Source organism: Leptothrix sp. (in: b-proteobacteria), from assembly GCF_965250675.1.
Lineage (GTDB): Bacteria > Pseudomonadota > Gammaproteobacteria > Burkholderiales > Burkholderiaceae_C > Sphaerotilus.
Genome location: NZ_CBDFPH010000002.1, coordinates 219852 through 232160, shown reverse-complemented (window position 1 = coordinate 232160; position 12309 = coordinate 219852). Strand labels below are relative to the sequence as shown.

11 protein-coding genes are annotated in these 12309 nt (G+C 64.4%); 7 read left to right on the top strand and 4 right to left on the bottom strand.

From position 1 onward, the window contains the following. Positions 1-16 precede the first annotated feature (16 nt). The 3 genes from AC5IG3_RS05195 to AC5IG3_RS05185 are packed head-to-tail and all read right to left on the bottom strand — an operon-like array spanning position 17 to position 1865. A complete protein-coding gene (locus AC5IG3_RS05195) occupies positions 17-769 on the bottom strand; it encodes a DUF3106 domain-containing protein (protein WP_491905239.1) in 753 nt (250 codons plus the stop codon). Positions 770-828: 59 nt separating this feature from the next. Next, positions 829-1302 (bottom strand): DUF3619 family protein, encoded by a 474-nt coding sequence (locus AC5IG3_RS05190; RefSeq protein ID WP_491905238.1) that lies wholly within the window; start codon positions 1300-1302, stop codon positions 829-831. After that, positions 1299-1865, bottom strand: a complete 567-nt coding sequence (locus tag AC5IG3_RS05185; RefSeq protein ID WP_491905237.1) for an RNA polymerase sigma factor — start codon at positions 1863-1865, stop codon at positions 1299-1301. The genes AC5IG3_RS05190 and AC5IG3_RS05185 overlap by 4 nt, the downstream gene beginning before the upstream one ends. A gap of 297 nt (positions 1866-2162) precedes the next feature. Between AC5IG3_RS05185 and AC5IG3_RS05180 the strand changes: the two genes are divergently transcribed. From AC5IG3_RS05180 to pbpG, 7 genes are all read left to right on the top strand, one after another. After that, on the top strand, positions 2163-3944 hold the full coding sequence (locus AC5IG3_RS05180; protein WP_491905236.1) for an acetolactate synthase 3 catalytic subunit: 1782 nt from the start codon (positions 2163-2165) through the stop codon (positions 3942-3944). Between the two features lie 165 nt (positions 3945-4109). Continuing rightward, complete coding sequence (gene ilvN / locus AC5IG3_RS05175; protein WP_491905235.1) at positions 4110-4601, top strand: acetolactate synthase small subunit; 492 nt, start codon at positions 4110-4112, stop codon at positions 4599-4601. A 13-nt stretch (positions 4602-4614) separates the two neighbouring features. Next, positions 4615-5667 carry a ketol-acid reductoisomerase gene (gene ilvC / locus AC5IG3_RS05170; protein ID WP_491905289.1) on the top strand — a complete coding sequence of 351 codons (1053 nt, stop codon included), beginning with the start codon at positions 4615-4617 and terminating at the stop codon, positions 5665-5667. A 150-nt stretch (positions 5668-5817) separates the two neighbouring features. After that, positions 5818-6687, top strand: a complete 870-nt coding sequence (gene pssA, locus AC5IG3_RS05165; RefSeq protein ID WP_491905234.1) for a CDP-diacylglycerol--serine O-phosphatidyltransferase — start codon at positions 5818-5820, stop codon at positions 6685-6687. 182 nt (positions 6688-6869) lie between these two features. Then, positions 6870-8585 carry a 2-isopropylmalate synthase gene (leuA, locus tag AC5IG3_RS05160; RefSeq protein WP_491905288.1) on the top strand — a complete coding sequence of 572 codons (1716 nt, stop codon included), beginning with the start codon at positions 6870-6872 and terminating at the stop codon, positions 8583-8585. A 10-nt stretch (positions 8586-8595) separates the two neighbouring features. Then, positions 8596-10137 (top strand): 2-isopropylmalate synthase, encoded by a 1542-nt coding sequence (locus AC5IG3_RS05155; protein ID WP_491905233.1) that lies wholly within the window; start codon positions 8596-8598, stop codon positions 10135-10137. Positions 10138-10286: 149 nt separating this feature from the next. Continuing rightward, positions 10287-11363: a D-alanyl-D-alanine endopeptidase gene (gene pbpG, locus AC5IG3_RS05150; RefSeq protein ID WP_491905232.1), complete on the top strand. Its 1077-nt coding sequence runs from the start codon at positions 10287-10289 to the stop codon at positions 11361-11363. 37 nt (positions 11364-11400) lie between these two features. Here the strand turns inward: pbpG and AC5IG3_RS05145 are convergent, their stop codons facing one another. Next, on the bottom strand, positions 11401-12171 hold the full coding sequence (locus tag AC5IG3_RS05145) for an IclR family transcriptional regulator (RefSeq protein WP_491905231.1): 771 nt from the start codon (positions 12169-12171) through the stop codon (positions 11401-11403). Positions 12172-12309: the final 138 nt, after the last annotated feature.

Genomic DNA, 12309 nt, shown 5'->3' with positions numbered 1-12309 from the left:
GGTGCGGGTGAATTCATCAGGGAAGCGGGCGAACGGGTTCTGTCGCGGCGGCGCCTTGCGGACCGCGCTGGGGCAGCAGCGTGGCGCTGTCCACGAAGCCGGGCGTGGCGGCAATCTTGGGCAGGCCGGCCTGCTGGTGTCGTGGCGGGGTGGGGCCTTGGTTGATGGGCCGGGTGCTGGCGCCCACGGTGGCCTGAACCGTGGCGGTGCCGACCGGGCTGGGCTTGATGCGGCGCTGGGCCGGCTCGACGATGTTGGACTTGGTCTGCGCCTGGCCTGCTGCAGCCCGTTTGGCGGCAGCAGAGGTGGCGGCGGCAGAAGCGGCTGCCGCCGGCGCGCGGCCCGCGGCCTGCTTGGCCAGTGCCTGGCGCTGATCTTCCGGCAGCAGTTGGTACTCGTCCCAGCGCGCCTGGCGCTCGGCCGCCGGCAACTGCTTGCTCTGTTCGTACTGGATGCGCGCGGTGTTGCGTTGCGCGGGTGACATCGCGGCCCATTCCGCCATGCGGGAATGCAGGCGCTGCTGCTGCTCGGCGGGCATGGCGGGATAACGCGTGGCGACATCCAGCCACTTCTGCTTGCGGCTGGCGTCGATGCTGACCCACTGCGTCTGCAGCGGTCGCAAGGCGAGCCGTTGCGCAGCGGAAAGCTCGTTCCACCCTGGGCCGTTGTTCTGCTGTGCCTGGGCGATGGACAGACCGCCTGCCAAGATCGCAGCGCAGCAAAGCCGGGTGGCGACGGACAAGAGGCTGTGGCGGTGAGCGACTTTCATCGGAAGCAGGGGCGGGTGTGAAGAGGCGATGGCAATGGTCCGGAGTGGCGGCGGCTGGCTTACGGCTGCTGGCTGCGGGTCGGCTCCAGCAGGAATTCGCCGAAGCCCGGATCGGTATAGGCCGCCGGCGGCAGCGCGTCGCCCAGCAAGGCGGTGTCGATCTCTGCTGCTGCAGAGATCTGTTCGAGTTGGCGCCATTCCTGGATGCCGACCAAGCCCAGCACCAGCACCAGCAACGGCACCAGGATGCCAAGTCGGCCCCAGCGCGACAGGTCCGGGCCGCCTTGCATCATCAGGGCGCCTGAGCGGACGTCACCGATGACCGAGGCCGCCGGTTGAGCGGCCACGGCCAGCTGATGGCTCCTGGCGTGTGCGACAGCCTGCATGCGCGCAATGCGCAGGCGCTCCTGGATGTCATGCGGCAGGTCATTGCTGGCGGTACTCAGGCGCGCTGCAACGCGAAACCCGAATCGAGCTTCCAAAGCCGCCGCGTTGCCTGGCGGTGCATGGGGATCGGTCGATGGATGATTCACAGCGAAATTCCTTTGAGTTTGAGTGCTTTGGCCAAGGCATGCACCGCTCTGGAGCAGTGGGTCTTGACGCTGCCCTCGGAGCAGCCCATGGAGGCTGCCGTTTCAGCAACATCCATTTCTTCCCAGTAACGCATCAGGAAAGCTTCGCGTTGACGCGTGGGCAGCTTGGTGACTTCGCTTTCGATGATTTCCAGCGTCTGCGTGCGTTCGACCGCATCTGAGGAGCTTTCGGTGCCCTCTGAGTTGGAGAGCATTTCCAGCGTTTCAAGCAGATCGAAGTCCGGCTCGCCGTTGGCGGGTTCGAAGTCCGAGAAGTTCTGCAGCACACCCCGGCGCACTTTCTGGTGGCGGAACCAGTCCATCGTGGCGTTCGAAAGGATGCGCTGGAACAGCATCGGCCACTCTGCAGGCGGGCGATCGGCGTACTTGCTGGCCAGCCGGATCATCGAGTCCTGCACGATGTCGAGTGCGGCGTCTTCATCTCGCACCGCATAGGCCGTGCGCTTGAAGGCGCGCTTTTCAACGCTTTGCAGGAAGTCGGAGAGTTCTTGATCTACGGACAAAGTGGGGCTGTCTCAGGCGGCCAAGGCGGCTTGCAAGATTATGTCAGCCGAGCTTGCCGTCATCGCCGTCGCGTGAACAACTTGGCACGGCTGAGTCCCGCACATCAACAATGCCATAATCCAAGACCCGCACACCGTGCGGGTCTGGTCTTGACCGGCTGTCCCACCAAGGGCGCCGCAGTCGCAGATCGTGCAAGCTTCAATTCCGCCTCACGAGGGTGAGCTGCCAGTGACGTCAGGCGGCGCGAGGAGAAGCACCATTCGATTTTCGTCAGAGAAAAACCCGAAAGGTTCACCATGGACATGTCTGCTGCAGAACAAAAGCGTGCCGCCTCGGCACAAGCTCTCCGCGACCCATCTTCCCTGCCCGAGCTCAATGGCTCGGACATCCTCGTGCGCTGTCTGCAGGCCGAGAACGTCGAGTTCATCTGGGGTTATCCCGGCGGCTCGGTGCTCTACATCTACGACGCGCTCTACAAGCAAGAGACCATCCAGCACGTGCTGGTGCGTCACGAGCAGGCCGCTGTGCACGCCGCTGACGGCTATGCCCGCGCCACCGGCAATGTCGGCGTGGCGCTGGTGACTTCGGGTCCCGGCGTGACGAACGCGATCACCGGCATCGCGACGGCCTACATGGACTCGATCCCGATGGTCGTGATCACCGGTCAGGTGCCCACGCCCGCGATCGGCCTGGATGCGTTCCAGGAGTGCGACACCGTCGGCATCACGCGCCCCATCGTCAAGCACAACTTCCTGGTCAAGGACGTGCGCGATCTGGCTGCGACGCTCAAAAAAGCCTTCCACATTGCCCGCACCGGCCGGCCTGGCCCGGTCGTGGTCGACGTGCCCAAGGACGTGTCGCTCAAGGTCGCCCCGTTCCAGTACCCGGACACGGTGGAGATGCGCTCCTACAACCCGGTCAAGAAGGGCCATGGCGGCCAGATCCGCAAGGCCGTGCAGCTGCTGCTGCAAGCCAAGCGTCCCTACATCTACACCGGCGGCGGCGTGATCCTGGGCAATGCGTCGGCCGAGTTACGTGAATTGGTCGACCTGCTCGGCTACCCCGTCACCAACACGTTGATGGGCCTGGGCGCGATGCCCGCGACCGATCCGCGCTTCCTCGGCATGCTCGGCATGCACGGCACCTACGAAGCCAACATGACCATGCAGAACAGCGATGTGCTGCTGGCGGTGGGCGCGCGCTTCGATGACCGCGTGATCGGCAATCCGAAGCACTTCGCTTCGGTCGAGCGCAAGATCATCCATATCGATATCGATCCGTCGTCGATCAGCAAGCGCGTCAAGGTCGACATCCCCATCGTGGGCGACGTCAAGGACGTGCTGCAGGAACTCATCGCCCAGATCCGCGAGACCCAGCAGCGCATGGAGCCGGCTGCGCTCGACGCGTGGTGGAACCAGATCGGCGACTGGCGCAAGCGCGATTGCCTGAAGTACAAGCCCTCCGACGAGGTCATCAAGCCGCAGTACGTGGTCGAGACGCTCTGGAACCTGACGCGCGGTGGCGACACCTACATCACGTCGGACGTTGGCCAGCACCAGATGTGGGCGGCGCAGTACTTCAAGTTCGACGAGCCGCGTCGCTGGATCAACTCCGGCGGCTTGGGCACGATGGGCGTGGGCCTGCCGTACGCGATGGGCATCAAGCTGGCCAAGCCGGACGCGGACGTGTTCTGCATCACCGGTGAAGGTTCGATCCAGATGTGTATCCAGGAACTGTCCACCTGCCAGCAGTACGGCACGGCGGTCAACGTCATCTCGCTGAACAACCGCTACCTGGGCATGGTGCGCCAGTGGCAGCAGCTGGACTACGGCAGCCGCTACTCGCACAGCTACATGGACGCGCTGCCCGACTTCGTGAAGCTCGCCGAGGCCTACGGCCACATCGGCATCAAGATCGAGAAGCCCTCCGAGGTCGAGCCGGCGCTCAAGGAGATGATCCGCCTGAAAGACCGCACCGTCTTCCTCGACGTGCGCACCGACCAGACCGAAAACGTCTGGCCGATGGTGCAGGCGGGCAAGGGCATCTCCGAGATGCTGCTGGGCTCCGAAGACCTGTGACGCGTCGGGCCGGCGCGGGAAGACGGGCTTACCGGCCCGTCGGACACGCCGGCAGATGCTTCACGGCAAACGGATCTGACGACTGATTTCCCGTTCACGCACGGCCTGCAGGCCCGCCCCTCCGGTTACCGCTGGAGGCCAGGAAATGCAGGTCAAGGAACCGACATGAAACACATCATTGCTCTGCTGCTCGAGAACGAGGCTGGCGCGCTGTCGCGCGTGGTGGGCCTGTTCTCGGCCCGTGGCTACAACATCGAGAGCCTGACCGTGGCGCCGACGGAAGACTCGTCGCTGTCGCGCATGACCATCGTCACGACCGGCTCGGACGACGTCATCGAGCAGATCACCAAGCACCTCAACCGCCTGATCGAGGTGGTCAAGGTGGTCGACCTGACCGAAGGCAGCTTCACCGCCCGTGAGCTGATGCTCATCAAGGTGCGCGCTGTCGGCAAGGAGCGCGAGGAAATGACACGCCTGGCGGACATCTTCCGCGGCCGCATCATCGACGTGACCGACAAGACCTACACCATCGAGCTGACGGGCGACTCGTCCAAGCTCGACGCCTTCATCGAAGCCGTGGATCGCACCGCGATCCTCGAAACCGTGCGCACCGGCACCAGCGGCATCGGCCGCGGCGAACGCATCCTGCGGGTCTGAAGACCCTTTATCCCTGGCGACCCGCCGATTTTTCCAAAGAGAGAAGACCATGAAGGTTTACTACGACAAAGACGCTGACCTGAGCCTGATCAAGGGCAAGAACGTCACCATCATCGGCTACGGCTCGCAAGGCCATGCCCACGCCCAGAACCTGAACGACTCCGGCGTCAAGGTCACGGTCGGCCTGCGCAAGGGTGGCGCTTCATGGGCCAAGGTCGAGAAGGCCGGCCTGAAGGTTGCGGAAGTCGCTGAAGCGGTCAAGAGCGCCGACGTGGTGATGATGTTGTTGCCTGACGAGCAGATCGCTGCCGTCTACAACGCCGAAGTCGCCCCCAACATGAAGGAAGGCGCTTCGCTGGCCTTCGCGCACGGCTTCAACGTCCACTACGGCCAGGTCGTGCCGCGCGAAGACGTCGACGTCTGGATGGTCGCTCCGAAGGCTCCGGGCCACACCGTGCGCGGCACCTACACCCAGGGTGGCGGCGTGCCGCACCTGATCGCCGTCCACGCCGACAAGACCGGCAAGGCGCGCGATCTGGCACTGTCCTACGCTGCAGCCAACGGCGGCGGCAAGGCCGGCATCATCGAGACCAACTTCCGCGAAGAAACCGAAACCGACCTGTTCGGCGAGCAGGCTGTTCTGTGCGGCGGTGCCGTCGAGCTGATCAAGGCGGGTTTCGAGACGCTGACCGAAGCCGGCTACGCGCCCGAGATGGCCTACTTCGAGTGCCTGCACGAACTGAAGCTGATCGTCGACCTGATCTATGAAGGCGGCATCGCCAACATGAACTACTCGATCAGCAACAACGCCGAGTACGGCGAGTACGTGACCGGCCCGAAGGTGGTGACCTCTGCCACCAAGGACGCGATGCGCCAGTGCCTGAAGGACATCCAGACCGGCGAGTACGCCAAGTCCTTCATCCTCGAGAACAAGGCCGGTGCACCGACCCTGATCTCGCGCCGTCGCCTGACGGAAGAGCACCAGATCGAAGTCGTCGGCGAAAAACTGCGCGCGATGATGCCCTGGATCAAGGCCAACAAGCTGGTCGACAAGAGCCGCAACTGATGCGGCTGACGGCGGAGCGACGCCTCGCGCTGCCGCTCACATTCTGAAAGGCCGCCGTGAGGCGGCCTTTTTTCATGGAGCGCTGCGCTATGCTCGCCCACCAAGTTCCCTCGCGGCCATGAGCCAGCGTCAACCCAACCGAATTGCGACATGACCGAGCCTGAGCGCCCGATTTCCTCTCCCGCCGTGGCCCCCGCTGCAGCCCAAGATCTCGACGACGATTTCGAGCCGCCGGCTGGCCAGCGTCCGCGCCGCAAGGGTATCTACATCCTGCCGAACCTGTTCACGCTGGCGGCGCTGTTCGGTGGTTTCTACGCCATCGTGATGGCCATGAACGGCCGCTTCGACAACGCAGCAGTGGGCATCTTCTGCGCCATGGTGCTCGACAGCCTCGATGGCCGCGTGGCGCGCATGACCAACACGCAGAGCGCGTTCGGCGAGCAGATGGACAGCCTGTCCGACATGGTGAGCTTTGGCGCCGCGCCGGCGCTGATCGTCTACGAATGGGCACTCAAGGGCATGGGCAAGGTCGGCTGGATCGCGGCCTTTGTGTACTGCGCTGCGGCGGCCCTGCGGCTGGCGCGCTTCAACACCAACATCGCCGTGGTTGACAAGCGCTTCTTCCAGGGCCTGCCCAGTCCGGCGGCGGCGGCGCTGGTGATCGGTTTCATCTGGGTCATGGATGACGCCGGCTTCAAGGACGCGCGAGGCACCGACTGGCTGACCTGGCTGACTTGCGGCCTGACGCTGTATTCCGGCCTGACCATGGTGACCAACGTGCCGTTCTACAGCTTCAAGGACGTGAGCTTCAAGCGAACCGTGCCATTCATCGTCATCGTGGCGATTGCGCTGGGGATTGCCGTCATCAACCTGCATCCGCCGATCGTGCTGTTCGGCATCTTCATGGTCTACGGGTTTTCGGGCTATGTGGTGTACGCGGTACAAAGGGCGCGCGGCAAGCCGGTGAGCGTCATTGCCACCTCGACACAAGAGCCGGATGAAGAAGGCCTGCATCGCTGATGCACAGGGCTGCGTGCTATAGTTTTCCGATGATGTTCAGCCAAGCTCTATCGCTAAGCCTGCTAGGAGTGCCCCGGGCGCGCTGACCAGTCACATCTGAATTTTTCCTGGATCGACGGCCCGCCATGCGCATCAACGCAGCGGGCCGTTTTTCTTTTGTCCCTAGGAGTCCATCCATGAGCATGCTCAAGAACCCAGCCGTCAAGTACCGTCCCGCCGCGACAGTGCGCCTGCCGGACCGTCGCTGGCCCGATGTGGTGATCAGCCGCGCGCCGATGTGGCTGAGCACCGACCTGCGGGATGGCAACCAGGCGCTGATCGAGCCGATGGATGTGCAGCGCAAGCTGCGCCTGTTCGAGACGCTGGTCCGGGTGGGACTCAAGGAGATCGAGGTCGGATTTCCGTCGGCCTCGCAGGCGGATTTCGACTTCGTGCGCACGCTCATCGACGAGCAGCTGATCCCCGATGACGTGACGATCCAGGTGCTGACGCCGGCGCGTGCGCACCTGATCGAGCGCACGTTCGAGTCGGTGCGCGGCGCGCGGCAGGTGATCGTGCACCTCTACAACGCCACCGCGCCCATCATGCGCGAGGTGGTGCTGGGCCTGGATGTTGCCGGCATCACCGAGCTGGCCACCCGCCACGCCCAGCTGCTCAATGAGCACGCGGCGCAGCAGCCTGAGACGCGCTGGACCTTCCAGTACTCACCCGAGATGTTCTCGGACACCGAGCTGGAGGTCTCGCTGCAGGTGGTCGACGCCGTCACCGCCGTCTGGCAGGCGCGCCCCGAGCAGCGCTGCATCATCAACCTGCCGTCCACCGTCGAGCACTGCACCGCCAACGTTTTTGCCGACATGGTCGAGTGGATGCACCGCCACATCGCCCGCCGTGACGGCGTGATCCTGTGCGTGCACCCGCACAACGACCGGGGCACGGGTACGGCCGCGGCCGAACTGGCGATCATGGCCGGTGCTGACCGCATCGAAGGCTGCCTGTTCGGCAACGGCGAGCGCACCGGCAATCTCGACCTGGTCAACGTCGCGCTCAACCTCTACACCCAGGGCGTGGCGCCGGGGCTGGATTTCTCGGACATCGACGCCATCCGCCGCACGGTCGAATACTGCAACCAGCTGCCGGTGCACCCGCGCCACCCGTATGTGGGCGACCTGGTCTACACCTCGTTCTCGGGCTCGCACCAGGACGCCATCAAGAAGGCTTTCGCGGCGCGCCGGGACGGTGACATCTGGGACATGCCCTATCTGCCGATCGACCCCAAGGACCTGGGCCGCAGCTACGAGGCGGTGATTCGCGTCAACAGCCAGTCGGGCAAGGGCGGCATCAGCTATCTGCTGGAGGCGGAATACGGCCTGGAGTTGCCGCGCCGGCTGCAGATCGAGTTCAGCCAGATCGTGCAGGCGGTGATGGACGACGCCGGCAAGGAGCTGGCCGCTGCCGACATCTGGGCCATCTTCGGCCGCGAATACGGCTTCGAGCTGGCCGATCGCCAACTGGTCCAGCCGCCGCAGATCGAGGAACACGCCGATGGCCGCGTGCGCTTGCAGGCGCGTTTGCAGGCGAGTCTGAACGGCGTGGCGGGCGAGGCCGGGCTGTCGCTCGACGGCAGTGGCAACGGCCCGGTCGATGCCTTCGTGCAGGCGCTGGCCACGGCCACCGGGCAGAGCATCCAGGTGCTTGACTACCATGAGCATTCGATCGGCGCAGGTGCCCAGGCGCGTGCGGCGGCCTACTTCGAGTTGCGCGTGGGCCAGGGCCCGACGCTGTTCGGGGTCGGCATTGATGCCAACATCGTCACCGCCTCGATCAAGGCCGTGCTGTCGGGCTGGCAGCGCGCCAGCCGCCAGCATCACGCCACCGAAGTCCAGCAAACAACCGCCTGAGGAGACCGCCATGACCGACAAACTCATCATTTTCGACACCACCTTGCGCGACGGCGAGCAGTCGCCCGGCGCCTCGATGACGCGCGACGAGAAGCTGCGCATCGCCCGCCAGCTGGAGCGCCTGAAGGTCGACGTGATCGAGGCCGGTTTTGCCGCCTCTTCCAACGGTGACTTCGAGGCCGTCAAGGCGATTGCCGACGCGATCAAGGACTCGACCATCTGCTCGCTGGCGCGCGCCAACGACCGCGACATCGCCCGCGCGGCCGAGGCCTTGCGCGGCGCCAACTCGGCGCGCATCCACACCTTCATCGCCACCAGTGCGCTGCACATGGAGAAGAAGCTGCGCATGTCGCCCGAGCAGGTGTTCGAGCAGGCCAAGCTGTCGGTGCGATTCGCGCGCAACCTGTGCGCGGACGTGGAGTTCTCGCCCGAGGATGGCTATCGTTCTGATCCGGACTTCCTCTGCCGCGTGCTGGAAGCCGTGATCAACGAAGGCGCCACCACGCTCAACATTCCCGACACCGTAGGCTACGCGGTGCCCGAGCTGTACGGCAACTTCATCAAGAACCTGCGCGAGCGCATCCCCAACTCCGACAAGGCGATCTGGTCGGTGCACTGCCATAACGATCTGGGCATGGCGGTAGCCAACTCGCTGGCCGGCGTCAAGATCGGCGGCGCACGGCAGGTCGAATGCACCATCAACGGCCTGGGTGAGCGCGCGGGCAACTGCTCGCTCGAAGAAGTCGTGATGGCGGTCAAGACGCGGCGCGACTACTTCGGCCTGGACATCGGCCTGGACATCAGCCAGATCGTGCCGGCCTCGCGCATGGTGGCGCAGACCACTGGCTTCGTCGTGCAGCCTAACAAGGCGGTGGTGGGCGCCAACGCGTTCGCGCATGCCTCGGGCATCCATCAGGACGGCGTGCTCAAGGCGCGCGACACCTACGAAATCATGCGTGCCGAGGACGTGGGCTGGGCCGCCAACAAGATCGTGCTCGGCAAGCTGTCGGGCCGCAACGCTTTCAAGCAGCGCCTGCAGGACCTGGGCATCGAGCTGGAATCCGAAGCCGACATCAACACCGCGTTCATGAAGTTCAAGGACCTGGCCGACCGCAAGAGCGAAATCTTCGACGAGGACATTCTGGCCTTGGTCAACGACGACGTCGTGGGCCAGGCGCAGGAGCATTACCGCCTGCTGGCCTTGTCGCAGCGCTCTGAAATGGGTGAGCGGCCGCACGCCAGCGTCGCGTTTGCTGCGGGTGATGTCGAGCATCACGCCGAGTCCGACGGCAACGGCCCGGTCGACGCCAGCCTGAAGGCGATCGAGTCCAAGCTTGCCACGGGGGCAGAGATGTTGCTGTACTCGGTCAACGCCATCACCTCGGGCAGCACCGAGTCGCAAGGCGAGGTCACCGTGCGCCTGCAACTCGGTGGCCGGGTGGTCAACGGCGTCGGCGCCGACCCGGACATCGTCGTGGCTTCGGCCAAGGCGTATCTGGCGGCGCTCAACAAGCTGCACAGCAAGTCCGAGCGTGTGGCCGCCCAGGGCTGAGCTACGCCCTGAACGGGGGTGCTGATCCGTGGAATAGCACTCCTAAACTGAAAATCTTCGGTGAATCAAGACGTTGCGTGCGATTCTTGATTCACCTAGACTGATTTCAGTCTGTATCGAGTGTGAGCCTTAGCGGCCATATTGAAACCATGTTCAAGAATTCACGCCCCGGCCTCAAACTCGTTATTGCCCTGATCAGCGTTGTGTTCTCACTGGGGCAAGCCGCGACGGTCGAAGCCGCAACGCGTGCTGACAAGAACCGCCGCGCCAAGGCGACGAAGGTCACCAAGATCGTCAAGTCACCCGTGCGTGCCAAGGTCAAGGTGGCACCGCTTCGGGCCAAGGCCAAGACGACACTGCTGCGCTCCGAGGCCGCTGAAGCTCGTCCGTCCTTCGGCAAAGCGTTCGGTTTGCATGCCACGCAGGATGATCTGGACCTCAAGTCCAGTGTGGCTCTGGTGGTGGATCAGGATACGTCCGAGGTGCTGTTCAGCAAGAACTCGCAGGCGGTGCTGCCCATCGCATCCCTCACCAAGTTGATGACCGGCCTGGTCGTGGTCGATGCCCAATTGCCGCTGGACGAGGTGCTGGAAGTGACCGCAGCCGATGTGGACACCGAAAAAGGCAGCCGCTCCCGCCTTTCGGTCGGCGCACGGCTGACACGCGGTGAAATGCTTCACCTGGCACTGATGTCGTCGGAGAACCGCGCCGCCCACGCGCTTGGCCGCCACTACCCCGGAGGACTGAATGCCTTCGTCTCCGCCATGAACCGCAAGGCTCAGGCGCTGGGCATGAGCGACACGCGCTATGTGGAGCCCACGGGTCTGTCGAGTCATAACCAGTCCTCGGCTCCCGATCTGGCGCGTCTGGTGCAAACCGCCTATGGCTATGCACTGTTGCGCGAACTGTCGACGTCGCCAGAGCACGCGGTCGATGTGGGCAACCGCACGCTTCAGTACCGCAATACCAACGGGCTGATCAGCAACCCGAGCTGGGACATCGGCCTGCAGAAAACAGGCTATATCTCCGAGGCCGGCCGTTGCCTGGTGATGCAGACCAAGCTCGCAGGCCGCAAGCTGATCATGATCTTCCTGGATTCGACGGGGAAGTACTCCCGCCTGGGTGATGCCGAGCGCGTCAGGCGCTGGCTTGAGAGCGATGCGCCTCGGGGCATTCGGCCGTCTGCACCGATCTCCGGTCGCGCGGAACCGTCCCCGCTGTCTTGACGACGTCGGATCGCGCCACCCTGGGCTCGCCGCGTGTTCAGCTGGGCCGATAGCCCAGCGACGTCGAAATCTGGTCGGCCGCCTCGCGCAGCCGCTCACTCCACGCTTCTTCGAGCCGGTCTGCAGGGGCTGAAATCGACAGGCCTGCCACCAGCCTGCCCTGATCATCGTGAATGCCGGCGGCCAGGCAGCGCACACCCAGCTCCAGTTCTTCGTTGTCACGCGCCACCTCGGTCTGACGCACGCGCGCCAGTTCGCGCTCCAGTTGCGTCAGGTCCGTGATGCTGTTGCGGGTGTGGCCGGCCAAGCCGGTGCGCGTGGCATAGGCCCGCACGCGGTGTGGCTCGTCGTGGGCCAGGAAGAGCTTGCCCACGGATGTCAGGTGCAGCGGCGCACGCCCACCGACTGCTCGCACCACCTGCATGCCGGACCGCTCGGAGTACGAGCGTTCGATGTAGACGATCTCATCCCCCTGGCGCACCGACAGGTTGACGGGCTGGTGCGTGAGCTTGTGCAGCTCGCGCATGGGCGCCAGCGCCGCATCGCGCACATCCAGCCGCGCCTTGACGAGGTTGCCCAGCTCCAGCAGGCGCATGCCGAGCCGGTAGCTGCCGGCTTCGGGGCGGTCCACGAAGCGACCTGCGGCCAGATCGTTCAGGATGCGGTGCGCGGTGGACGGGTGCAGCCCCGTCATCTCGCTGATCTGCTTGAGCGACACAGGGTCCTGGTGCTCGGCCAGCACGTCCAGCAGCTTGAACATGCGCGCGATCACCTGAATGGTCGGGGTCGACGGTTCCTTCTTGGTCATGGGAAGTCGTAATGCATGTAAAAGCGTATTTTGCATGGCGAAAATTGGTTTCGCAAAATCACGTCGATAGGCGTGGTCGCCTGTCGATCCAGGACACATTCCTGTGATGGGTTTCAGTGCATGAATGCACTCGATTTG